This window comes from Rhodoflexus caldus (genome assembly GCF_021206925.1).
GTDB lineage: Bacteria > Bacteroidota > Bacteroidia > Cytophagales > Thermoflexibacteraceae > Rhodoflexus > Rhodoflexus caldus.
Map to the genome: position 1 here is coordinate 160,938 of NZ_JAJPRF010000006.1, position 26,133 is coordinate 187,070.

Genomic DNA, 26,133 nt, shown 5'->3' on the forward strand with positions numbered 1-26,133 from the left:
CATGAATCATCTGGCTTCAAAAATACTCTTTCTGTTTTTCTTCTTGTGGTATGCAGGCAGCGCGCTGGCCTCTGATACCCTGAAAATTACCAAACTTTTTCAGCCCAAAGAAAAAGACGGGTTGCTAATTCTGCCACTGCTTTACTCCACCCCCGACACGCGGTTGGCCTATGGCGCTGTGGGCTTCTATTATTTCCGCATTGGCGATGACGAAGACAAAAACCGCCTGTCCTACGTGAAACTGCTTACCGACTACACCCAAAACAGGCAGTTAGACATCTGGTCGTCATGGAATATTTTTTTAAAAGATGAGGCATGGCTGCTGCGTGGCGAAGCCCGTTACCGCAACTTCCCTGACCGATTCTACGGCATTGGCAATCAGAGCCCTGCCGGCAATCCCGAATTGTACAGCTACGATATTCTCAATGCCCGCCTGACTGCCATGCGCCAATTTTGGGATAAAATATATGCAGGCATTGACTATCAAATCGCCAACTTGCACAATTTCAGAGTAGAAGCAGCAGGAATTTTGCGCAGTCAAAATATTACAGGCAGCAGCGGAGGCGTTAACGGAGGTGCAGGACTGATTTTTCTGATAGATTCACGCGATAACGTTGTGAATGCCTCGCGAGGTACTTTTTTGGATGTGGGTATCTATGCCTACGGCAAAGCACTTGCCGGAGATTTCTCTTACCGCAATTTGACGGTTAATTTTTCCCGCTACCACCGTATCGGTAAAAAAGATGTGATTGCCTATCAGATATTGGCTAATTTCAATTTCGGGAATCCGCCTTTCCTGATGCTGGCCGCGGCAGGCAATGACGACATCCTGCGCGGATATGCTCGCAACCGCTTTCGCGACCTGAATTTTGCAGGCACACAGGTAGAGTATCGTCGCCATTTGTTTTGGCGCATAGGGGCTGTGGCTTTTGCAGGCATCGGCGATGTTTTCAAAACACCCTCCGATGTGAATTTGCAAACACTCAAATACAGCTACGGCGGCGGGCTGCGCTTAGCCCTCAACCGAAAAGAGCAACTCAACCTGCGCTTGGATTACGGATTCGGCCGACACAATCAAGGCTTGTATTTTTCCATTGCCGAAGCGTTTTAGGGCTTGTAAAACTGCAATCATACTAAAAATAATACTATTTTAGCCCCAACTGCAATCCGACGATGTTTAGGTTGTATAAACATTCAAGCAATAGTTTAAATGTTTAAAACCGCAAAAAAATTCGCAATTCAGGCCTATTTATTGCATCTTTGCAGGCAATAACAGGCCGCCCCTACCCCGCGCCTTTACCGAAAAATCTTGTAAAAATCCTAAAACAAATCCGCTTAGACAATTTGTTTCAGGATGTAAGATTGATGTTTGATTTATCTTATCTATTGCACATACAATGACAAACACTGATTCCGCAACTTTTACAGAACCATTGCTGGTTGAAAACCCCAATCGTTTTGTATTGCTGCCCATCGAGTACGACGATATCTGGCAGATGTACAAAAAACATGAGGCAAGTTTTTGGACTGCCGAAGAAATAGACCTCTCACAAGACCTGAAAGATTGGGAAAACCTCAACGATGGCGAGCGTCATTTCATCTCGCACGTATTGGCGTTTTTTGCTGCCAGCGACGGCATTGTGAATGAAAACTTGGCTGCCAATTTTCTGCACGAAGTACAGTACTCCGAGGCAAAATGTTTCTACGGCTTCCAGATTATGATGGAAAACATCCACTCGGAAACTTACTCGCTGCTGATTGACACCTACATTAAAGACCCTGCGGAAAAGCACCGCCTGTTCAACGCCATTGAAACCGTCCCCTGCGTGCAGAAAAAAGCCGAATGGGCGCTGCGCTGGATTAAAAGCCCCAACTTTGCCGAGCGCTTAGTGGCCTTTGCAGCCGTTGAGGGTATTTTCTTCTCGGGCAGTTTCTGCTCTATTTTCTGGCTGAAAAAGCGCGGCCTCATGCCGGGGCTCAGTTTCTCTAATGAGCTGATTTCCAGAGACGAAGGCTTGCACTGCGACTTTGCTTGCCTGCTCTACACCCGCCATTTGAAAAATCGCCTGCCGGAGGAACGAGTGCTCGAAATTATTACTGATGCCGTAGAAATTGAACAAGAGTTTATCACAGATGCTCTGCCCGTGGACTTAATAGGCATGAATTCGCGGCTGATGAGCCAATACATTGAGTTTGTGGCCGACCGCCTGCTGGTGGAGTTGGGCTACAAAAAGTACTACGGCTCGTCTAATCCATTTGATTTTATGGAAATGATTTCGCTGCAAGGAAAAACCAACTTCTTCGAAAAACGCGTAGGCGAATATCAAAAAGCCGGCGTGATGAGCGAAAAATCAGCACAGAAATTCAGCTTAGACGAAGATTTTTAATAGCGTAACGTTTAAATAACCTCACAGGCCACCCGATGGGTGGCCTCGTTTTTTTAGAACCAATCAAGCCAAATTAAAGCATCTTCCATAATACAAGCCGATAGTTGCCACTAACCTACGGCTTTATACAAAAACGCAAGCAGTTTGCGAAAAGTTTTTTGGGTAAGCTACTGAAAAACAGGCGTTTAAATCTAATTGTAAATCCGATATCCCAAATCCGAATTCCCCAACGCCTGCTTGGCTTATCTGAAATTGTAGCTTTTTTGCCAAAGTATCTTTTTCTTAGCCCCGTATTGCCCGATGACTACTCGCGCCGCCTTAAATTCTGGTAATACCAAGTCGTGTTTGGCTGTTCGGTTTTGCAACTGCTCGGCAGGGAATCGGAAATTCAAATTTTCATAGCCTGTCTTTCGCTTATCTATGGGCAAGTCATTTTTGTTTTTGGGATACACATGGACAAAAAATTCGGGCTTAATGTCTGCCTCATCTGCATCGGTGCGGTAAAAAATCAACCTGTCATCTTTTAAGAAGACCTTAAAAAAGTCATCCACAATCATCAGTGCGCCTTTCAAATCGCCGCTGCGGTACTGATTGGCTGCATGGATGCCCAACACAACGCCCTTTGCCGGTTTTTCGCTGCTTCGCCAGTTAAAATCGTCCAAATATTTGTTTTCCTGCTTAATCTCGTGCGGCGGGATAAACTTTCCTTCGGGCTGTTTAATAAACAAAATATCCTGTAACTGCGCCGAATCGTTGAAAGTGATAATCATGTCGCTGCATTTGACGTAGTTCAGCCCCATAAACAAGGTATCCTGTTCCAGCACGTGGAAAATACTTTCACCGTTGCCGCTCACAAAAACCTTGCGCAGTTCACCTTTGTAAAATTTTGCGTCAATATTTTTGCCTTTGGTCTGATTGAAATTGAGCAGCGTGTCCTGCGAAATCACAAAAGCCTTTTCCTGCAAACTCATGGAGTCTATCTGACTATTCTTCATGCGGACGCTGATATCTTTGGCTACTAACTGCGAACCTTTCGCCCAAATGACGGGGTCGTAGTAGAAAAAAATGGTAGAATCGTTCAGATGATAACCCAGCGAGTCGCATTTTGACTGAAAATCGGAACGATAGATGCGCACATTGCGGTAAGCAGTCAGTTTTTTAATGGCAGGCAATGAGTCGGCCAATGGTGCTTCCTTGTAAGAAATCAGCGTATCGGCGGCCAGAAAGAGTGTATCCTTGCTGTTTTTTTGCGGGCTTATCAGAACGGCATTGCCATATACTTGACTTGTTTCCAGCACGCCATCGTAGCGCGTAAAGTCGCCAAGGATAATAAAGTTGTCTTTTTTGTTGTAAAACTCTACATTGCCTTTGGCAAATCCCCGTTCCATTACGCGGTCATAATCCAACACATCCCCGCTGATGGTATATTCGTCCGTATCAATTTTGGTGCGCCCTTTAAAGTTGGATTTGCCAAGCACGGTATTGTATTCGCCTTTATCGGTGATAATATCGCCGTTGCGGGTTTTAATGCGCGTCCGTGAATTGAAATAGACTATTTTCGAGCGGGCATTGTAGGTGAGAGTATCGCCTGAAAGCTCGGTTTCGGGGCTTTGGTAGTGTACGTTTCCGCGAAAATTGGCAACCTTGGTAATGGTGTTGTAGTAACCGACGCGGCTGGTCAAGCGCGAGCTGTCGTCCTGAACCGTGCCGCCACCGCTGTAATTAGCTATTTTGGTGGCGAGGTTGTAGTCCAAGCGATTCGTCGTAACGGTTTTGTCCTTATCGCGCAGCACAACATTACCGCGCAGACGTGCTATGCGGGTATTGCCATCGTAAAAAAGCGAATCGCCGACAGCCGTGGTACTGTCCGCATCAATCAGGTAGATGCGCCCAAAGGCATGTACCACATTCCGACCTATGTATTGGATGGCGCTGTCGCAAAACATCATAGCACCCCCTTGCCGGAACCCGATTTGTGCTTTTGTAAGCGAATCCATCAGTACTTTTCGCACATTTTCGCCTTTTACAACGTCTCCTATGAGCACTCCTGCACCGGGCAACAATTCTATTGGGGGCTCTTTTTTGGCAGGTTGTTGTTGTTTGGCACCTGCGCTGCTGACGCCTGATGCGGGATTTTGTGCGTGCAAGCCGCCTGTATATGCCAAAAAGAATAACAGCAAACCCCAAATAATTGCCCTGCGGCCTCCGATTGCCGATTTTTGTAATGGTATCATAGCTGCAAAACTATGGAAAAAGCCCTGCCATGCGTTTGCAAGCGGGCTTAAATAGTGTTAAGAGATGTGGAGTTCTCGCTTTTAACCCATCCATCGGCGTTCATTTGTGCTACTTGCCAAAATCTGCTTATTTACACAAAAGCGCAAGAGATTTGCGAAAACACTTGCGTAAATTATTGAAAAACAAGGACTTAAGCCTAACAGGTCTTTCAAGACCCATCAGGTTTATCCATATTATAGGGCTTTTATTCACTTGGTTGATAAAATAAACCCGACCGATTGTTGCATACGGTCGGGTTTGTTTTATTGATTATTCATCATCTGCTTCTCCGTTGGCACTGACCGTATCGGGTACGGGCATTCCTTTTGCCATAGCCCTTATTTTAGCTTCAATCTCATCGGATAATTCGGGATTATCGGCCAACAGGTTTTTCACTGCATCGCGCCCTTGACCGAGCTTGTTGCCGTTGTAGGAGAACCACGAGCCCGATTTTTTGATAATTTCCATTTCAGAGGCTAAATCAATGATTTCCCCTACTTTTGAGATGCCCTCGCCATACATAATATCAAACTCGGCCTGACGGAAAGGCGGAGAAACCTTATTTTTCACCACTTTTACACGGGTGCGGTTGCCCACCACGTTATCTGCACCTTCTTTGATGGCACCAATGCGGCGAATATCTAAACGAACGGATGCGTAGTATTTCAGCGCATTGCCGCCGGTGGTGGTTTCGGGGCTGCCAAACATCACCCCGATTTTATCGCGAAGCTGGTTGATGAAGATACAACAGCAGTTGGTTTTGCTGATGGTGCCGGTTAGTTTTCTGAGCGCTTGGCTCATCAAGCGAGCCTGCAAGCCCATTTTGCTGTCGCCCATGTCGCCTTCTAATTCTGCTTTGGGGACGAGTGCAGCTACGGAGTCAATAACTATGATGTCTATTGCGCCGGAGCGGATGAGTTGTTCGGCAATTTCAAGAGCCTGCTCACCGTTATCGGGCTGTGAAACTAACAGGTTATCTAAATCAACACCAAGTTTTTCGGCATATACCTTGTCAAACGCGTGCTCTGCATCTATGAACGCCGCCAAACCGCCTGCTTTTTGTGCTTCGGCAATGCAGTGGAGGGTCAGTGTTGTTTTACCTGATGATTCGGGGCCATAAATTTCTACTACACGGCCGCGAGGCAGGCCGCCAATGCCTAATGCAATATCTAAGCCCAACGAACCGGTTGAAATGGCAGGAATGTCTTCTACCTTATCGCCATTCAAACGCATGACCGTGCCTTTGCCATACGCCTTGTCTAACTTGGCGATGGTGAGTTCCAGCATTTTAAGCTTTTCCTGTTTTTCTTTGTCTTCTGCCATGACTGATTGTTATTTCAAAGCGTGAATTTAGCACTTCTGCAAGCAATTTGCAAGCAAAAATCAATAAATAATTACAAGCGCACAATATTAATTGATTTCCGATTCTAATCTTGCGATGCGGAATCGGGCTTTGGCATAATAACTGCCAAACGGATATTTATTAATGTACGCTTTGTAGGCTTCCAGAGTATCCTCGGCGCTCGCTTTTTCCCATTCCAAAGTTTCCTGCACTTTTTCTTTTTCCTGCAATTCGCTGATGCGCTCTTTTGCCTGACTTTCGTATTTAAGCAGCGTTGAGCGGTTCAGATAGTCCTGATATGCCTGAGAAGTATTGGCCGACAGGGCTTGTTGCCAAAAGTCTTCCTCGAACATCTCGGCAGTGTTTGGGTAGGTTTCTGTTACAGACGCTGCAACTGCGGGTGCAACTGCGGGTGCTTCATAGGCACTCGTATTGGCGGCAGATGTTTCTTCGTGAACGCCGTTATTGTAAACAGATGCAGGCGTTTCTTCGGCAGGCGGGGTGTAGGTCGCCGTCGTTTCCTCTTCCACGGGAGCGGCGGCATTCCTGATGCGGCTGATGCGGTAATAAGCATCTGCAATATGTTCAGAGTCGGAGGTTCGGGAAATGTATTCCATGTAACCCTCTATCGTGTCTTTGCTGAGTGCCTCATTCCAGAGAGTTTCTTCATCTTTGGGGAGTTCGGCTGAAGGTTGCGGCGCGATTTCCTGCATTTGAGGCTGCGCAACCTCTATTATCGGCTCAAACAAAGACTGTTCTGCCGGCTGCTCCTCTTGCTGAATGGCAGGGCTTATCTCGGTTGCCGCAGGTGCTTGCCATTGCACGGAAGGCGATGTTTCAACGGGCTTTGCGGGGGTGTAAATAGGTTCTTGGTGCAGGCTCAACCAATAGTCGGCTTGGTCAATGTATGCCCCGTTGGGAAACAGGCTGCGGTAAAGTTCAACCGCTGCGCGTTGATTGCTTTGCAGGGCAGCATCCCAAACGAGTGTATCGTAGTGCTGTTGCATTTTCGCGGTCGTCTCCTGCTCTATTCGCGCCGTAAGTTCTTTTTGCAACTGGGCAACACGTTCGGCAACGGCTGCATCCGCCTTTTGCTGCATTTCTTCCGCTATGCGGGCGCGGACATCGGTTTCAGCTTTTTGTTGCAGATATACCAACACATCTACGTAGCGCTGGCACTCTTGTGCACGGCGTTCGGTTTTTGTGTCGGTATGAATGGTCATGGCTTCGCGATAGGCTTCCAGTGCTTCTACAAATTCATAGCGGAAATAATGACTGTCTGCCTTATCAATCAACTCGTGATAGCGCTGCTCGGAGGAGCTGATTTGCAGCCGTTCGGCGTAGAAAGCATCGCCGGGGTGGTCGCTTACCAAGCGCGCATAGGCGGCTTTTGCTTGGTCGTATTGTTGCAGTTCAAAATAATGATTGGCTAAATCTGCCGTGCAGCGTTCTATTTTTTCCAGCAAAAACGGCACGGGAATCAACTCAAAAGCGGCCTCATAGGCACGGCGCGCGGCGATATACTGCTTTTGGGCATAAAACTGTTCTGCCTCCTGAAAGCGGTTGATAAATCGGATATGGGTGGCCGTGTCGTCGTCGTTGGCATAAAGCCCTTGTGCCTGTGAGAAATAGGTGAGAGCAAGGCCAAAATCATGTGCATCAAAAGCCTGCCGAGCTTCGGCAAACAGGCGCTGAAACTCTTTGTAGCGCTGGTTAGGGGCTATGGCTATGCCAAGCGTTTGCTTTTTGGCGGCCATCAGCGGCTCGGGCTGGCGGTTGCGTTGTGCAATTTCGCTGAGTTCCTGACAAATATCTTCCAAGGTAAGCCACTCTTGCGGTTTCATTATGCCTTCCCGCAAAATGCGGCTGATTTGCTGCCCCAGTGTTTCGCGTCCTTCTTGCCACGGTTGAGCAATGAGGAACGATTTTTTCAGTTTGGCCGCGTGCCGGTGCAGTTCCTCGCGTACCGCCTGCATCATATCGGGAGCATCGCCCGAGAAATGGCAATCCAGCACAAAAACCTTGTGTGCGCCCTCCGGCTCGCGGACGATATCGGCCAATTCCTGTATGGAAATACCATTTACGTGGATTTGCGCCTGCGTAGAATACGGCAAGGTGATATAAATTTGACCGCGGCGCAAAATGGCTGTGCCTGCAATATAAATCAACAGCAAGTCGCCGGCCTGTTCGGCAGCCAAAGCGATTTGCTCTTTAATTCTGATAACATCCGGCTCATTGTTCAGCCAAACGATATCTTCGGCATGTAAACTGCTAATTAAGTGCTGCCCAATCGCCTGCTGCATCAAGCCTGCCGCAGGCTCGGCCATTGTGTGTACCGTAATATCGCTGTCTTTTGTATAACGATTAGTGCTGAGAAGTACTGCTTTGCCGTTTTGTAAGGTTCCGGATTCCATCATATTGCAACTGATTAAAGCAATGGTTTTCGCAAAAATTTTGCCTTGCCGACCAAAATTAAGCATTTTAGCAGCATGAATGGCAAATATTTACTGACAAAAATCGGGCGAAGCATACGTGTTCTGGCGAGAAACTTCATTCGGGATGACTGTTTTACACATAGTGCGGCGCTTGCTTACTATACTACTTTTTCATTAGCCCCCATTCTGTTCATTATCGTATCGGTCAGCGGATTCTTTTTTGGGCAGGAAGCCGCGCAGGGCGAGATTTACCGCAAAACTGCCGACCTGATTGGCGAAGAAGCCGCGCGACTGATTGAATCCATTATTCGCTTTGCCTATTTGGAAGGAAATAACCCTTGGGCGCTTACCGCCGGTATAGCTACGGTCATCATTGGTGCCACATCGGTATTTTCGGCCATCCACAATTCGCTCAACAGAATATGGGGTATCAAAACACGCGAACAACTCACCTTCTGGCAACTGCTGCACAAGCGATTTATGGGACTGCTCATTACGTTTGTGATAGGGCTGCTCATTATTGTACTGATAATTGCAGAACAAACGCTTACGATTATTTACAGTCATATAGAAAAAATACTGCCCGAACAATTGCAGTTTATCGGCATTTTAACCGACCGAGGTTTAATATTCAGCATTTTGCTGCTACTGTTTTGGCTTATTTATCAATGGTTGTCCGATGTAAAAATGCGTTGGTCGCATACTTTCTACGGCGCTGTGTTTACCACAATTTTTTTTGGTGTCGGGCGTTGGTTAATTGGCATGTACATTGGTTACAGCAGCATTAATCTGATTTACGGAGCTACGGCTTCTTTGGCAGTATTGTTGGTATGGATTTACTACTCTGCCATTATTTTTCTGATGGGGGCGGAATTTATCAAATCGGTCAGCGATTTTTCAACACGTAACCGACATAAGGCATCTATTTCTAATCCAACTCATTCAATCACATGAAAACCATTTTGCACACCGCAGCAACTGCTTTTATTCTGATGTTCAGCAGTTTTACTCCTTCCGGCAACGAGCCGTGCGATTGCGTGGCGGCTGCTCCGCAACAAAACAACAAACCGCTTTTTATTTGTGAGAACCGCGCCAATCCCGGACAGCCCATCAAGTGCCGTGTGGAACGGGGCAAAACGACTTACCTGTTCACCAACAAAAAGACCCGCGCCGACCGCTATGAATTTGAAGTTACAGCCACACAGGGCACCAACGCCAACAAGGTATTTTTCACCGACTTAGTGATTAAAGACGAGCGCAGCAGCAGCGGCGTTTACAGCGTACTGTTCTACTATGCAACCAACGCAGGTTACATGTGGAAAATCTCTAAGCCGGACTACCTGCGCGTGTCGTACGATACCAAAAGCAATGAACTTTCTTTTGAAGCCGTAGGTAAAATGAGCAGTTTTTTGGACACTAAGAACGGTTACGGGCCGGGCGAAGTAGAAAAAACCATGAAAGAACGCTTCAAACAAAAAGGGTTCAGCGAAGAAAACATGATTCGCGCGGCTTCTGCCTATTTCATCTTGAACTACACCAAAGCATTCCAGAGTTAAAAAAAACAGGCAAAAAAGTTGGTTTTTTTGGATAAAAAAGTCAGCACAGGCCATTTTCGCAAGCATCTGCGTGCTTGCATGATGTGCTCTGTTTTGCTTGACTGCTTAGTAACTTTTTTGGCAAACAATCATTAAACTTACGGTAAACTTACTTCCCGTATGATGGAGACAATGGTTGCGCCGCCTCGTGTCAAAGGCTTGCCGCTGATTGGCAATGCGATTGACTTTATGAATGACCCGCTGCAATTTCTCGTGTATCACAGCCGCCATACCGGGCGCGTTTTTGAGATGCAAATCGGCAGCCGCACCATGACGGTCGTATGGCATCCGTCGGATGTGAAACAGGTGCTGTTGGAAAATGCCAAAAACTACGGCAAAAGTGAGGGATACAAGGCGGTGCAACGCATGTTGGGCAACGGCCTGCTCAACAGCGAAGGCGATTTTTGGTTGCGCCAGCGCAAACTAATTCAGCCGGCTTTCCACCTCTCCAAAATAGCCGGCATGACCAACCTGATGGTCGCCACCTGCGGCAACATCCTGCAACGCTGGGAACAAAAACCGCAAGGCGAGATAATAGACCTTTCGGCCGAACTGATGCGCATTACGCTGGAAATTGTAACCAATGCACTTTTCAGTACCGATGTCAGCCAAAATGTGCAACAGGTGTACGACCACATGGGCGTATTGCTCGAGTATGCCTACTATCGCATCGTTTCGCCTGTCAAACTCCCCGAATACGTGCCTACCCCCGGCGAACTGCGCTTCCGCAAAGCCCGCCGCGAGTTTGATGACCTCATCTACGGTATCATTGCCAAACGCAAACAGCAACCCTGTCACTACAACGACTTGCTGGACATGCTGCTGGCAAGCATTGACGAAGACACGAACACAGGCATGACCGAAGAGCAACTGCGCGATGAAATCATAACCTTGTTTATGGCAGGCCATGAAACAAGCGCCAATGCACTGGCGTGGTGCTTCTACTTGCTGACACAAAGCCCCGAAACAACGGCACGCATACGTGAGGAGATTGCCCGCGTTACGGGCGGACAACCTGTCCATTTTGAACACCTTGGCGAGTTAAAGTTTGTTAATCAGGTCATCCAAGAAACCCTGCGGCTTTACCCGCCCGCATGGGTCATTGGCAGAAAGAGCCTTCACGGCGACACCATTGCCGGCTACCACGTTCCGGCCAACCGCACCGTTGTAGTAAGCCCCTATGCAACCCATAGGCATCCCGATTTGTGGGAGAATCCCGACCAATTTAATCCCGACCGCTTCGCTTCGGAAGAAGTGAAGAAGATGACGCAGCCGGGCAAATTTCAGTACATTCCGTTTGGCGGAGGCGCGCGTATGTGTATCGGATATAATTTTGCGCTGCTGGAAATGCAACTCGTTTTGGCAATGATTTTGCCTCATTATTCCTTAGAGCTGCCTCAAGGCACCAAAGTGCAAACAGAACCGCTGATTACACTGCGTCCTAAAAATGGTCTGAAAATGAACATCCGCCGATTGTAACACTACGGTCGTTCATGCGTGCAGGCGAGGCAGCACTAAACGAATGTATTTTTCAACTCGTCTGACACATGAAAAAAAACTTTTACACTTTCGCTAAACAATTTGTAGCCCTGCTGCTTGCCGTTTTCCTGCTACAAGGTGCTTCTTTGGCACAAGAACCTATTGATGCTGCCATTGCAGGCGAATCGTGGGCTTCCGTAAAAGCCAATAAGGAAGGGCGACTTATTTTACTTTACTACAAAAGCCGTCCGTTTAACTACTTGGATGACTATGCTCGCCAAACAGGGATTGACTACGAAATGGTCAATTTGTTCATCAACTTTGCCAAGAAAAAGTACGATGTAACCCTCGAGCCTGTGTGGATAGAACTGGCCGATTATGAGGAGTTAGCATCGTCATTTCCCAATGTGCGAAACGGTGCCATCGGTCTGCCTGCTATTTCCGCCACTCCCGAAATGGGGCAAATGGCACTGCTCACACGCCCCTACATGCACAACAAATTAGTCGTAGTAACGCATCCAAGCATTCAAAAAGCCGCATCGGAGGCTGCGTTGAAAGCAGCACTAAAAGAAGCTACTGCGTTTTTCATAGAAAACACACCTGCCGCCGATGAGTTGCAAAAACTGAACAGCGCTCGGCAAACTATTTCGGTAGCCAACAGCGAAATCCTTGCCGATAAACTTGCTTCTATGGAAAACAGCTACGCCATTATGCCGCTCTACGACTACTTCGTAGCCGTTAAGCGCGGACTGGAACTGAACCGCCAAGCATTTTTTGAAGTACCGCAGGCCGATGTGGCATGGTGGTTGCCCAAAAAAAGCGATTGGGCAGAACCCATGGCAGAGTTTTTCACACATGCCAACTTTGAAGCCAACGCAGCCTTTTTGGTAAAACGCCACTGCACCATAGACGCAGAAGAACTTACCTTGCAGGGCGCTTCCCCCTCGGGCGAAGAACAAGCCTCAGGCGAAGAAAAACCCATGAGCATGTTTGAGTTCAAAGGCACAAACTCCCACTTTTGGTTTGGGCTGATAGCCGTTGCCATAGTGGTTGTACTGATTGTAGCCAACCGCAGCATTGCCGCAAGCCGCAAAAAAGCCGCACAGGAATTGGCCATGCGCAAAAAAGCGATGAAGTAACTATTTGCTACCTTAGCTGCCAACAATTGCTGATGACAAATGATGAAAATTGCACATGTTGGCATTGGTCTGCTGCTGATTGCCGCAGCCTGTACCCCACGCCTGACCACCAAAAGCATGGAACGGCAAGCCGCGAAAAACAAAAACTACGAGCAAAGTTTTCACGGGCTTGCCGTTTATGACATTGCAGCGGAAAAGTACCTGATTGAGTACAACAGCCGCAAGTACTTTACGCCCGCTTCCAACACCAAACTTTTTACGTTCTATGCAGGTTTACAATTGCTGGGCGATAAAATACCTGCCTTGCGCTACGTACAACGCGGCGACTCGCTCATTATCTGGGGCACCGGAGACCCTTCACAACTCCACCCACTGCTGAAAAGCCGCGCTGCCATAGATTTCCTGCAACAAGCCCAAGGCAATATATACTTCTCCCCTGCCAATTTCACTGATGAGCGTTTGGGGCTTGGATGGGCATGGAACGATTATTTGTACGGCTATCAACCCGAAAAATCCCCCATGCCGCTGTACGGCAACTACGTACAGTTCATCAAAAAAGACAAACAAGTACAAATAATCCCTGCGTTTTTCGCATCCCTTGCCTCCCCCGACAAAGAACTGCTCATTCCCGTTACACGCGGCATGGAAGACAACCTATTCCGCTACAATCCCACAACACTCAAAGAAGAAGAAACGCCTTTCTACACATCGGCCGAGTTCACCGCAAGGCTTTTAACCGATACCTTGAAAAAGCCTGTGCGGGTAGCCAACATTACACTGCCCGATAGCGGACAGTGGCAAACCGTATGGGGCATTGCCACCGATGAGTTGTACCGCCCCATGTTGCAGGAAAGTGATAATTTTTTCGCAGAACACATCCTGTTGCTTTGTGCGGGCAACTTGCGCGCCGGCAGCTTTACGCTCCGCAGCGATAAAGTAATCAATCACCTGCTCAAAAATCAATTAGCCGACCTGAGCGATAAGCCCCGCTGGGTGGACGGCTCCGGGCTTTCGCGCTACAATCTGTTCACACCGCGCAACTGTGTGGAACTGCTGCAAAAAATTTACAAACAAGTAGCCAAGGATTCCCTCGGAGAACAGCGTTTGTTCAGTTTACTGCCGCAGGCAGGCAAAAGCGGCACATTGCGCAATGTAAAAGTCTATCCCCCTTCGGTGTATGCCAAAACAGGTTCTTTGAGCAATAACCACAACCTGAGCGGATTTTTAATCACACGCAGCGGCAGGCGACTGATTTTTTCTTTCCAGAACAACCATTTTATGATACCGACAGCCACCATCCGCGAGGAAATGGGAAAAATACTGTGGCAACTCTATGAGCAATACTGAAAATTAGTTGTTGCAACATGCAATTATGTCCGAAAACGGACAAAAATTGGACAGAATCGGACACTTATTTTTCGCTTTCATGTTGCAACAAATATATATTAAATCTGATTATCAGTTAGTTACAGATGTTGGCATCAGATTTGGCACTCAATAATTGAACTTATTAAGTTTCATCTTAATAGCTTTGAATTTATAGGTTGATATGTTTTAATTGTTGTAGCGAAAGGCTGCCCTGTTTCAGGGCAGCTTTTTTATTTTGTTTCCAGTCCTAACGGAATACCCCCCAATAAGGTTGCAGTCATACCGAAGGAATTTTTAGCCCATGCACACACAAACTTTCACCGATGACCAAATGAACGAACCACCCCTACCCAAAAAATCCGCCTGTTAAGGAGGCGTTGCTGTTGCACGTCGCCGTTGCACGTCGCTGTTGCATGTTTTGCATTACCACCCATAAGCAACTACTTTATTTTCAAATCGGCAAAAATTTTATCAATCCACTCTTGATTATTCACCTGCCAATGAGTAGTATTGCTTGTGAAGGAAGGGGGGGGGGAAATACAGATGTGGTGAAAACCATATTAGACTTCGCACATTAAGGACATTCCTCATTTGTGCTATTATAAAACCGATAAATAAACTGAAATGCTTAAGTTTATAGACTTATTCGCAGGTATAGGTGGATTTCATTTAGCCTTACAGAAATTAGGACATCAATGCGTTTTTGCTTGTGAAATCAATCAAACATTGGCAGACCTTTATGAACAAAATTACGGTATAAAGCCCGAAGGCGATATAAAAAAAGTGGATATAAAAAGTATTCCTCCCCATGATATTTTATGTGCGGGTTTTCCTTGCCAACCTTTCTCAAAAGCAGGAAAAATGTTGGGAAGAAAAGATAATACACTTGGTAATCTTATTGATGAGATATTAAAAATTTTACATCATCACAAGCCTACTTTTTTTATTTTAGAAAATGTACCTTTCATAGCCAAGCAAGACAACGAAGATATGTGGCGTTACATGAAAAGTGAATTTAAAAGAGCAGGTTACAAATCTGATGAAAAAATTTATTCACCGCATCAATTCGGAATACCACAACATCGACAAAGAATTTATATTGTTGGTAGTCGTAGAGGACTTGAACACTTCTCTTGGATCGAGCCACAAGAAAAAATTCAAACAGATATTAAAAGTATTTTAGATAATAATCCTTCGGAAGCGAAAGCTATTGGAAAAGAAGAGCAGTATTGCTTAGACTTGTGGCAGGAGTTTATAGATTGTATTCCTAAAGACATACCCATACCTAAATTCCCTATTTGGGGAATGGAGTTTGGGGCAACATATCCAATCGAGGATGGAAAAACACCTTTGCAACTTTCTGAAAAAGAGTTAGGTAATTACAAAGGTATATTTGGCAAATCTTTAAAAGGATTAAGTAAAGAAGAACAAGAAAAATACTTACCAAGTCACGCATTTAATACGGATAAAAATGGGAATTATCCGCGTTGGAAAAAAAGATACATTCAGCAAAATAGAAATTTTTATAAAACCTATGAGAAAGAACTCAAAAATGTAGTAGCTAAAATTGCTCAATTACCTATTGCAAGTTGGCAAAAACTTGAGTGGAATGTTGGAGATGGTGATAGAAAATTACGTAATTATATTATTCAGTTTAGAGCTTCAGGAATTAGGCTTAAAAAAACTGATTTTTCACCTTCGTTAGTGTGTACTAATACCCAAATTCCAATCATTGGTTGGGAAAATCGATATATCACTAAAAAAGAAGGAGCAAGATTGCAAAGTATCGATAATATACAACTTCCTGAAAATTATGGCACTTGTTTTAAGGCTTTAGGAAATGCTGTTAATGTTGAAATCGTCTATAAAATTGCTGAAAGACTCATCAAAGAAGAGATAGTAAGCAATATAACAAAAATGAAGATTATCAAAAATGAGAAAAACTTGAAATTGACTAGGAATGGAACAAATTAACCAAATCAATATACGTCCGAGTGTAAGTATCCTATCGGCTTTGCGGCATCTAAACTATAAAACTTGGTTTGCCCTTGCCGAGTTTGTAGATAACGCTATTGATAGTTACTTGAAAAATGAAAAAGAACTTAAAGTAGTTGAAGGAAATGATTTTAAGTTAATTGTAAAAGTCAATATCAATCCAACCGATAACAAAATAATAATAACAGATAATGCAGCAGGTATTCATCAAAAAGACTTTGAAAGGGCTTTAAAGACTGCAGAAATACCGCCAATCAATACAGGTTTATCCGAGTTCGGTATGGGTATGAAATCTGCAGCCTGTTGGTTTTCTGATTTTTGGATTGTTAAAAGTACGGCATTAGGCGAAACAGTTAAGCGTACTGTAACATTTGACGTAAAAAAAATTGTTTTCCAAAAAATTGAAAATCTTGATGTCAGTAATGATACGGCAAAAGAGACCGAACATGGTACAATAATAGAATTACAAAATGTTCACAACTTACCAAAAAGAAGAGCAATCGGAAAAATTAAAGAGCATTTAACAAGTATTTATCGTGATTTTATTCGTCAAGGAGTACTTCAACTCTATTTCAATGATGAGATTTTAATTTTTGATGAACCAAAAATTTTGAAAGCACCTTTTTACAAAACACCTGATGCCGAACCAATTTATTGGCGAAGAGAAATTCCTGAAAATTTTGAAATACGAGAAGGTTTAAAAGTAACCAAAGGCTTTGTTGCTATTTTGGAAACTATTGAAGCAGGAAAATCAGGATTAGCCATTTTCAGACGTGGTAGGGTTATCTTAGGTAGTGCTGATGAAGGCTTTAAACCCTATGAAATTTTTGGACAAGCAGGCTCATTTAAGGATAAACGTATTTTTGGAGAGCTACACATTGAAGGATTTCAAGTAAGCCATACGAAAGATGGTTTTAAAAACGATGATGATATGCAAACTTTTGTTGAATTAGTTGCAGACTTCTTAGATGAAAGTCCGTCATTACTGAAACAAGCAGAAGGCTATCGTGTACGTCCGAATAATAACGATTATAAAAAATCAGCAACTGAAACCGTTAGAGAAACAGTTGAAACTGCAAAGAAAACTTTACCAAATCCTGTAAAGCAAATTATTGCTGAGGAAAAAGAACCTGAAAAGCCTGAACAGGAACTAAGTCCAATTAACCAAGAAAATTCAAGCTATGAAACCTTTGAAATTAAATTTAATAATGCCGATTGGCTTATTGATGTTGAACTTTCTTGGGATACTAACTTGACTAATTGGATTGAGATTGGCGATAAATTCACGAAAAAGTATATTGAAGAAAATCCTAAGTTATACAGAAATGTCAGGCGTATCGGAATTAGATTGGCTCTACGACATCCGTTTTGTGAGAAATTTGCAAGTACAGATAAAACAAGAATTGCCCCGTTATTAAGATTAGCAGTTGCTATTGGATTATCGGAAGTAATAGCAAGAGAGAGCGGAGTAAACAACTCTTCATTTTTCAGAAATATCATCAACAAATTACTAACTGAAGCATTATCAGAGTAACGATATGGAAAATTGGACACCTATTGTTGGAGAAGAAACCGAGCAACTTTTAGAATACTTGAAACTTGATGAAGTTTCAACAAAAATACTGTTAAAAGAAACAAAGTCTATTTTAGCTCTATGTGGTAGCCCAAAACAACAGACTAATTCTGAAACAGGTCTTGTTTTTGGTTACGTGCAAAGTGGTAAAACGATGTCTTTTACTACACTTACAGCCTTAGCAAAAGACAATGATTATCAGATAATAATTGTAATCGCAGGCATATCAACTAACTTGCTTGACCAATCCACCAAAAGACTTGAAAAGGATTTAAGGCTGAATGAAAGGTTTGACAGAAAGTGGTTAGGTGTAAAGAAAAACCCGACTAATACATCAACAGACCGAGACGACATAAGCACCGTTCTGAAAGAATGGAAAAACCCTACTTTTCCCGAAGATGAAAGACGAACCGTTTTAATTACGGTTATGAAGAATCCACGACATTTACAAAATTTAATTGATGTACTACAACGTTTAGATTTACGAGAAGTGCCTACTCTGATTATTGACGATGAGGGCGACCAAGCAAGTTTAAATACTAAAGCGATGAGAAATGCTATGCGTGGGCTTACCGAGGAAGAACTATCCGAGCAAGATTTAAGTACGATTTACAGAAGAATAATTGAGTTGAAAGAAATATTACCACATCACACATTTATACAATACACAGCTACACCGCAAGCTAATTTATTCATAAACATTTTAGATAGACTTTCACCAAACTTTATAAAGTTGCTTACGCCCGGTGATGCTTACACTGGCGGCTCAACTTTTTTTATTGATAACCATACACTTGTAAGACCAATTCCTATTGAAGATATAGCAACAGACGAAGAACCCTTAGAAACACCACCCCAAAGTCTGATTTATGCAATGCAATTATTTTTCTTGGGAGTTGCCGCAGGAAAAATAAAAAAGGACACCAATAATCGCTCAATGATGATACACCCGTCAAGGTTACAACTTGACCAGAGGTTATATTTTGATTGGGCAAATAGTATCAAAGAAAGATTTGTTACCACACTTCAAATGGAAGATGATGAGTTTGATAAATTAGAACTTATCAAAGAATTTGAAAAAGCCTATCAAGATTTGAAAAGAACAGTACAAGACTTGCCGAGTTTTGAAAATTTGTTAGGAAATAAACTCAAAACAGATAGATTAGAACACGCCATAAGTTCAACAAAAATAGAAGAAGTTAATAGCCGACAAGGAAAAACCCCTTTAATCAATTGGAAAGACCATTACGCATACATTTTGGTAGGAGGACAATCATTAGACAGAGGATTTACAGTTGAAGGATTAACAGTTACCTATATGCCACGTCCTATTGGTGTTGGGACAGTAGATACCATTCAGCAAAGAGCAAGATTTTTTGGTTACAAGCGTAAATACTTGGGATATTGTCGTATTTATCTTGATGAACCAACTATAAACGCATACAGACATTATGTTGAACACGAGGAGGACTTGCGAAAGAGTTTAACCGAAAACAATCTTGCTAACCGACATTTAAATGATTGGGAAAGAGAGGCAGTTTTAGAAAGAGCGTATCAGTTAGCACGTAAAAATGTGTTTTCAAACGAGTTTGAACGATTTGATTTATCAAACGAGTGGTTTAGAATTTCAGCACCACACGATTTAGATAATATCATAGACAATAACAGAAAAGTTACACAGTCTTTTATTACTTCAATCCAACATTTGCTACAAGAAGATAATGGACACGCAAAGCGAACAGATGAGCAGAAACATAGTGTTTGTAAGATTTCGGTTCGTCGGGCTTTTGACGACTATTTAATGAAATTGAAATTTACAAGAGATAGCGATAGTGAAGGTTTTACAGCCTTAAAAAGTGTGATTTTGAGGTATTTAGAGGCGTATCCAAATAGTGAAGCGACTATCTTCTTAATGAAAAAGGGACAAATCAGAGAACGTCAACTTACCAAAAAAGACGAGATACAACAACTTTTTCAAGGTAAAAACCCAAGAACAGGCGAAATTATCTATCCCGGTGATAGTGAAATAAAAGAATTTGCAAATTTGACAATTCAAATTCACAACCTAAACCTAATTAACAGAGACACAGGTGAAGTTTTTGAGAATGTCTATACAATAGCTGTTTGGATACCTGAGTCAATGAATAAGAGCATCATCAGGCTTGGTAAACAAATTAACTAACAAAAAATTAAAACCTCTCCCAACACTACATTTGCAACAAAAACGGCATACTTGCTAAAATAAACTTTTTTCCTTTTTCGTGCAATGTAAAAGCAGCAGTCCCCCCTAACACACGCAGCGGCGGTTATTTTCGTACATCGGTAATTAGTTTGCCGTTGTCGTCCCACTCGCGGCTGATGTAGGGCGGGGTGTCGTCGTGGGCGCGACGGGGATAGGTGGTTTCGCGTCGGCGGGGGTTTTTGTCGCGGTCGTAGTACTCTGTCCATCTGCCTACTTTACAGCCCTCTATGTACTGCCCGCGTTCGGCTACTCTGCCGCTGGGGTAATAGGCAATGTAGGTGCCGTGCCGCAAGCCGTGTTGCAGTGGTACGATTTCTTTGAGTTGGGGCTTGCCTTTGGCATCGTTTTCATAGATAAGTTCGGCATCTTTGGCCATGCCTTTGTTGTAGTAAAACTTCTCTTGTAATACGAAATTATTGTCAAATTTTTCCCATCGGCCGTGCTTGGCACCTAAGTAGAAACTCCCCTGTTCGTAGATTTGGTCGCCTTTGGTTTTGATGTAAGGTCCGTGCAGCAACAGGAAATTTTCCTTGTCAAACGTTGTCATGCCTACATCTATCGGGTTGCGCATGGTGATTTTTCCGGTGAGTTTGTTGTAATAATACAACTCGTTGATGTTGGGGGGCGGCGACTGAAAGTCTTTTACATAGTGAAATTTTTCTACAAAGCCGCTGGCATGGCGGATGAACATGCGTGATACTTTTATCCCTTCAAAAGTTCCCTTTTCTACCTTTGCTTTTTGAGCCTCGGGCATAACCTGACTTTTGCTTTTTTTGCTGCCGCCTATGTCGTTGAAAAGTGCCATCAGGTTGCCTATGGTGCTGCCGTCGCTTTTGGTTTTTAGGTCAATGGTTGGCACCAAGTCGGTTTCCACAACCTTGTCGAGCACTTCCTCTTTTTTGTCGGGTTGAGCGGTTGGTTGTTGCTCCGTAACGGCTACGGTAGTTTTTTCTTCTATCAGCTCTACTTTCACCGGCTGCTTTTTAGTAGCTTTTTTTTCCTGTTCGGCTGCTGCCTGTGCTTCTTTGCGGGTTTTGGCTTCTTCGGCTTTGCGGCGGGCATCGGCTATTTTGGCGGCTTCTCTTGCTTTTTTATCGGCTTCTTTGGCTGCTGCTTTTGCGGCTTCCTGCTTTGCCTGTTCTTTGCGTTTGGCTTGCTCGGCACGGTACTCGGCAGCACGTTTGGCGCTGCTTTTATCCCGCTGCGCAAAAACAAATGTGGGAACAGTGCCGATAAACAGCACTATTCCCACTATTTTCAATACGTTGGACAAACTCATCAGACAACTAAGGTAATTACCGATAACAAATGTTCAAAAATTATTCCAGAACTTACATCATTTATCGCCGTCTTTTTCAATGGTTTCTTCGTCATCGGAGGCGGCATCTTCCATCGGGCCCTGATTGAGGTAAATTTGACGGAATGTATTAACAAAGTTCAGGCGTTCGGATTTCTCTGCCAATTTGAACTTGTCTTTTGATTTGGGGTCGGCAATTTTTTTGTTCAGTTCCTCATCGGACGTAATCATTTTGATATCGTTACCCTGATAGCTTAGGTAGTACCAGCGGCCTTTGCTGACTTGCAGGTAGATATTGCAAACCTGTTTGCCTGCCATCGGAATTTCAATATAGCCGTCTATTATCAGATTGATGTTTTCTTTGAAGATATTGGACAGGTGAATTTTGCCCTTGCTGTAAAAGGCGCGCTGGTCTGCCGACCAATTTAGATTGACGTTGTGTAGAACCAAGGGCATGGGCAACACGTCCGAAATTTCGGCTCGGCCGCGTGTGATGCGGCGCTGAAAATCTTCAAAGTCGGAGCGCGATATCAAATTGGCAAGTTTATAAAGCAAGTCATCATCGTTTTTGATGGCGGTTTCGTCCAAATCTACCTGCTTTTTGATGTGTTTGGCGATATCTTTGAAAATATCTCCTTTGCCCTCTTCCAGTTTGATGGCCATAAGGGCTTGCATGGAGTAATTGTCTTCGTCGTATTTGGCGCGACCTTTGACTGCGGCAAGAATATTGAAACGGGCATCAGGCTTAGTCAACTCCATTTTGCCGTCAAACTCTGCCACGCCTTTGGATTTACCATAGGCAAATCGGTTGCCGACGTAATTTTCTTTCCGACCTTTGGTTTCCGTTACGCGCATGTCGCCTTCCTGTTTTTCAATGCCGTTTTGTGTACCGAAAATGGGGCGGTCGTTCTTGTTTTGCAGCGGCGAACGATAAATGGCGTAAATATTTTTACTCTTGTCGTTCAAGAAAATGCCCGAACCAACTTGCTGATTTTGAACTTCTTCCACGGTAGCCACCGTAATTTCCGATACGCCTTTGGCAGGGAACCAAATGTCGTTGTCTAGGTCTATGTAGCGATATTCGCCGTTGAATATCAGGCTGACACTATCGCCGCGCATGGTAACATCGCCGCGGAAAATGGTACCTGCTTTCCAAATTAATTGCTGGTCTTCAAAAATTTTGGTTTTAGTAATGGTCAGGATGGCATCGCGGTTGCTGTTGCGCCCGTACTGCGAGGGTACAAACTGCATCGGAATCTCAAATTCTTTGCCCTCATCGTTCTTGTAGTGATAAGTAGCGCTGCCGCTGTACTCATGTTTGGAAAAGACGTTGATTGTGCCTTTGTCTAATTGGTGGTATTGGTTTTCTGCCTGTACCGTTATCTTACAATTTTCCAGTTCCGCTATGGCACCTTCGGGCAATACGGTTACGTCGCCGTTGTTCGGAATGATATGTGCATCTACGGAGAATATGTAAGGCACACCCTTCACGTTTAACTGATAAGTTGTCAGATTATAATTAGCCAACTGACCGTTGAACGATAGCCCTTTTCGTTTGGCATCGGTGGAGGTGAAAACGGAATTCTCTAAAACTCCATCGTCGGGCATAGTCATGGTTATCTGCTTTTGGTCTAAATCCCATACTGCCCTTGCCAGCGATGTTTTATATTTGGTGTAGGGGAAACGGAAACTTTGCTCGCCTGCTACTTCGGTTTCTATAACGGCTCTTCTTTCGGCAAGGTCGTAGTCTATCCGCACGTTGGTTGCCAGCATGGCAGGGTTGTCTGCATTGTCATTGACTTTGATTTTGAAATACTCTGCATGACGTGCGGTGTAGCGCGACATCATAAAGGCAAACTCGGCAGACTTGGCAATAGCGCCCTTATTGTCTATAATGCCATCGCCGGCTAGTACTTTGGGCGTAAGCGTGAGCGTGCCTTTAAAAGTAGATTGCTGCTCTTTGGCGATGGTAGATTGGCCATACATTTTGAAAGGCTGTTTTACCGTATCGGTAGTGGTGAGCATCATGCTGTCCTGACGTGCCAGCCATTTGAGTTGGAAATTGTTCATTTCCACATCGGGATAGCTGGTGCCCAAGTGCTCGCCTGCGATAATTCGCCCGGAATTGTGTTCTTTCGGCCTTCCTTTGGCTGCCTCGCCCATGGTAGTTACCGAGTCGGGGTAGTACATAAAATCGGCGGAATTGAGTTGTGTCGACAGGTAATTGATATTGCCTCTGCCGCGGATACCGCCATTGTTGAGTACAATTTCGCCTTCAAAATAGCCGGTGGTCTCTTTGGCCGTGCCCAATGAATCGGTGTAGAGGGGATATCCTTTGGGGAATTTGTCGGAGCCTTTGGAGGTTTTGTGCACAAAACCAAAGGAGCCGTCTTTCTGCTGACTTATTGTTTCTTCAAAATCAGGAAAAATGCCGCCTGTTTTGAAGGTGCCGCCAAAACGCTCTGCACCTGCGGCACGGTCGCTGCCGCGCAGGTTAAAGGCTGTCATATCAAATTTCACACGGTCTTTGTAGGACTGGCTGCCCTCGATTTGTGCGCCTTCAAAGGCAATGTACGCCCCTGCGCCTGCCCGAAATTCGGGATAACGGTTCGCTGTAGTGTCGTTGGCATAGCGCCGCAACTGCCCCGAACGGTTTTTAGGGTTGGCCACATACAACACACCGCTGGCCGCCTGAATTTTGTTTTGCATCATCAGCGGTTCATTTTTACCTGACGCAGGATTCCGAGCCATTATCACCCTGCCGAGCGAGTCGCGCTGTGCCATCACGATGGAGTCCACTTTGGGCATATCTACCAGAAATCCATCGTAGTTAAAGCGGAAGTCGGAGCCGTAGTAGCGGTCTTTGATGCGGTTGCGCTTTAATATTTCCACCATACCGTTGATAATGATTTCACGGTTTTTCTGGACTTTTACAATGCCGCCCGTAGGTTCCACCCATACCCCTTCTTTTACAAACTCATTTTCTTTACCAACCGATTTAGGTCGCTTGGAAGGGGCAGTTTCGTACTGGTCAGGTTCACTGGGGCGCCACAGAGGGAAAATACTTACTCCACTGATAATCAAATCATTGGTTGTAAGGTTAATGATGATATTTTTGCCAAATTCCGTGATGGATAGCAGTTCCAAGTTGTCATAGTCTACCAACCCCATACTTGCGTTAGCATACAAAACGGCTTTGCGTTTGAGTTCTATCCAGCCGGTACTGTCGTCATAGCTCAAAAAGCCCATTTTGTCCATATTGCGCATGGTCTGCTGTAAATTGCGGGCATTGATTTTTGAGTAGTTGGCAAGTTCTTGCACAGTAAAACCATTGCTTTTGATTTGCTTGGCATATGCAACCGCCACGCCTACGGGATTATAGCTGCTACCCATCCGCACCTCTTTGCTGTAAGAGATGTCCGAAAAATAATCCATGGAACGGATGGGCAAAATAACGCGGTTGGAGTCTGCCACGTTCTGGTTAGAAACTGTCAAGTCTAATATCATACTGTCCTGCGACACGTCCCAACGCAATCGGTCGGCGTACATTTCCAATCTATGATACGTATCGGTAAATGGTGCCATATCGTACTCTCGGCGTTCTTTCACGGCGGATAGTTTTCCCGAACCGTGGTTGTAGTAAAGTCTTACGCCCGGGTGCGAAATGGAATCCTGACCATTATTGAGGTAAATCACCATTTCAGCGGCAGGATTGGTAACAGTCGTATCCGTAAAATTAAAATTGCGGCGCGATGCAGTGCGGAATTTCAACTCTCCGTTCTTTTTGATAAATACCTGCGAGGGGCGGTTGCTGAAATTAGCACTTGAAAAATTGCGACCTATCAGGCTGAACCCGCCAATATATTCAAGGTCTTTGGCAATGTCTTTGACGGGGATATTGGCATAATACGACTTGAAGCGCGGATAGGTGGCTTTTTCGCGTTTTGCCACGCGCTGGCTGTTGTATTCAAAAACGCCTAAAACAACCGAGTCGGTTTTGGCCGGATAGCTGAGGCGCGCATATTCTGCCGTCAGTGTAGGCCGACGCACGTCAAAGTGGTATTCGCTCAATGTACAAGTGATTGCATCGGCAGGCAAACCTGTACGCGTCCAATCGGTTTTGCCGTCTTTGCCGATGAAACGGGTTTGCATAATAAACAGGTTGCCCGATGTACCTCTGATGGTCAGCGTATCGGCAGAAGTGCGAATGGTAAGGTCGGTAGGTTCAATTTTGATGAAAGCCCCTCCCAATACGGGCATTTGCGGTTTTTCAAAAACCAACTCTTGTAGCCCGGGGCGCGTTCTTTTGGGCACTTCCTTCGGAGCTGTTTCAAACTCGGAGTTGCTCCAACCGCTGTCGTTACTGTCCCAGTTGCTGTCGTCCCATGGGTCTTCCGATTTCTGTTCGGTTGCGGGTTGCTCCTGCGGTAAATCCTGCGGTGTCCATTCTTCTGTTTGCGGTGCAGATTCGGTTTTATCGCCCGATTTGGCATAATCAAAGCTGAATTTGGCTGTCATCGGTATGCTCACTGTGGAGGCAACCGATTTGTAAAGTACGCCTTCGGCCAGAAACTGCTTGATGGTAGTCAGCAGGCGCATAAGTGCTTCGGAGGTATATTTTTTATCCTCTGCCGTGGCTTCTATCATTGCAAGCATGGCGGCCTGCTGGTCTGCCGGCAATTTGCGGTCGCGCACGGCGTAGGTTACGCAAATCAGCAGGTTTTCTATATGCGTGAGAAAATTGGGATTTTTCAGTTGGATATTGCGGGCGATGTTAAAAATTTTGGTTTTCTCCGCAGCCCCCAATTGCCCCTCCCAGATGGGCTGAAAATTGGCCAGAGTGGCCTTGGCAGTAGGGCTCACCGAGCGCTGATAGAGCACTTCCAAGTTGCCCATAAAACTGCCTTCTTCTTTGAGGGCAATGGACTGCGCATGGGCTGCCACCGCCGACACAACGGAAAGCAAAAAAAGCATTGCCCAACGATAAAACACAACTTTTCCCATAAA

The 26,133-nt window shown here is 44.8% G+C and carries 15 protein-coding genes; 10 read left to right on the forward strand and 5 right to left on the reverse strand.

The window, feature by feature from the left end; all coding sequences use genetic code 11:
• The first annotated feature begins 1 nt into the window (after position 1).
• Together NDK19_RS09330 and NDK19_RS09335 are read left to right on the forward strand one after the other, a co-directional pair.
• Positions 2 to 1,111, forward strand: a complete 1,110-nt coding sequence (locus NDK19_RS09330) for a BamA/TamA family outer membrane protein (protein WP_250631607.1) — start codon at positions 2 to 4, stop codon at positions 1,109 to 1,111.
• Between the two features lie 286 nt (positions 1,112 to 1,397).
• The gene (locus tag NDK19_RS09335; protein WP_250631608.1) at positions 1,398 to 2,387 is read left to right on the forward strand and encodes a ribonucleoside-diphosphate reductase small subunit; all 990 of its coding nucleotides are present in this window, start codon (positions 1,398 to 1,400) and stop codon (positions 2,385 to 2,387) included.
• A 242-nt stretch (positions 2,388 to 2,629) separates the two neighbouring features.
• Here NDK19_RS09335 and NDK19_RS09340 read toward each other — a convergent pair whose 3' ends face one another.
• The 3 genes from NDK19_RS09340 to NDK19_RS09350 form a co-directional block, all read right to left on the reverse strand.
• Complete coding sequence (locus NDK19_RS09340) at positions 2,630 to 4,621, reverse strand: OstA-like protein (RefSeq protein WP_250631609.1); 1,992 nt, start codon at positions 4,619 to 4,621, stop codon at positions 2,630 to 2,632.
• 310 nt (positions 4,622 to 4,931) lie between these two features.
• Positions 4,932 to 5,984 carry a recombinase RecA gene (recA, locus tag NDK19_RS09345; RefSeq protein ID WP_250631610.1) on the reverse strand — a complete coding sequence of 351 codons (1,053 nt, stop codon included), beginning with the start codon at positions 5,982 to 5,984 and terminating at the stop codon, positions 4,932 to 4,934.
• 87 nt (positions 5,985 to 6,071) lie between these two features.
• Complete coding sequence (locus NDK19_RS09350) at positions 6,072 to 8,420, reverse strand: hypothetical protein (RefSeq protein ID WP_250631611.1); 2,349 nt, start codon at positions 8,418 to 8,420, stop codon at positions 6,072 to 6,074.
• A gap of 72 nt (positions 8,421 to 8,492) precedes the next feature.
• On the opposite strand from NDK19_RS09350, the gene NDK19_RS09355 reads away from it, so the two are divergent.
• From NDK19_RS09355 to NDK19_RS09390, 8 genes are all read left to right on the forward strand, one after another.
• Positions 8,493 to 9,392, forward strand: a complete 900-nt coding sequence (locus NDK19_RS09355) for a YihY/virulence factor BrkB family protein (RefSeq protein ID WP_250631612.1) — start codon at positions 8,493 to 8,495, stop codon at positions 9,390 to 9,392.
• Positions 9,389 to 9,994, forward strand: a complete 606-nt coding sequence (locus NDK19_RS09360; RefSeq protein ID WP_250631613.1) for a hypothetical protein — start codon at positions 9,389 to 9,391, stop codon at positions 9,992 to 9,994. The genes NDK19_RS09355 and NDK19_RS09360 overlap by 4 nt, the downstream gene beginning before the upstream one ends.
• A 159-nt stretch (positions 9,995 to 10,153) precedes the next feature.
• Positions 10,154 to 11,512, forward strand: coding sequence for a cytochrome P450 (locus tag NDK19_RS09365; RefSeq protein ID WP_250631614.1), 1,359 nt, complete (start codon positions 10,154 to 10,156; stop codon positions 11,510 to 11,512).
• Between the two features lie 68 nt (positions 11,513 to 11,580).
• On the forward strand, positions 11,581 to 12,651 hold the full coding sequence (locus NDK19_RS09370; protein ID WP_250631615.1) for a transglycosylase SLT domain-containing protein: 1,071 nt from the start codon (positions 11,581 to 11,583) through the stop codon (positions 12,649 to 12,651).
• Positions 12,652 to 12,690: 39 nt separating this feature from the next.
• On the forward strand, positions 12,691 to 13,998 hold the full coding sequence (locus tag NDK19_RS09375; protein WP_250631616.1) for a D-alanyl-D-alanine carboxypeptidase/D-alanyl-D-alanine-endopeptidase: 1,308 nt from the start codon (positions 12,691 to 12,693) through the stop codon (positions 13,996 to 13,998).
• Between the two features lie 645 nt (positions 13,999 to 14,643).
• On the forward strand, positions 14,644 to 15,993 hold the full coding sequence (gene dcm / locus NDK19_RS09380; protein WP_250631617.1) for a DNA (cytosine-5-)-methyltransferase: 1,350 nt from the start codon (positions 14,644 to 14,646) through the stop codon (positions 15,991 to 15,993).
• Positions 15,980 to 17,548, forward strand: coding sequence for an ATP-binding protein (locus tag NDK19_RS09385; protein ID WP_250631618.1), 1,569 nt, complete (start codon positions 15,980 to 15,982; stop codon positions 17,546 to 17,548). Before dcm ends, NDK19_RS09385 begins: the two co-directional genes overlap by 14 nt.
• A 4-nt stretch (positions 17,549 to 17,552) precedes the next feature.
• Complete coding sequence (locus tag NDK19_RS09390) at positions 17,553 to 19,769, forward strand: Z1 domain-containing protein (protein ID WP_250631619.1); 2,217 nt, start codon at positions 17,553 to 17,555, stop codon at positions 19,767 to 19,769.
• A 124-nt stretch (positions 19,770 to 19,893) separates the two neighbouring features.
• On the opposite strand, the gene NDK19_RS09395 is transcribed toward NDK19_RS09390, so the two are convergent.
• Positions 19,894 to 21,108, reverse strand: coding sequence for a toxin-antitoxin system YwqK family antitoxin (locus tag NDK19_RS09395; protein WP_250631620.1), 1,215 nt, complete (start codon positions 21,106 to 21,108; stop codon positions 19,894 to 19,896).
• A 57-nt stretch (positions 21,109 to 21,165) separates the two neighbouring features.
• Complete coding sequence (locus NDK19_RS09400; protein ID WP_250631621.1) at positions 21,166 to 26,130, reverse strand: hypothetical protein; 4,965 nt, start codon at positions 26,128 to 26,130, stop codon at positions 21,166 to 21,168.
• Between the last annotated feature and the right edge of the window lie 3 nt (positions 26,131 to 26,133).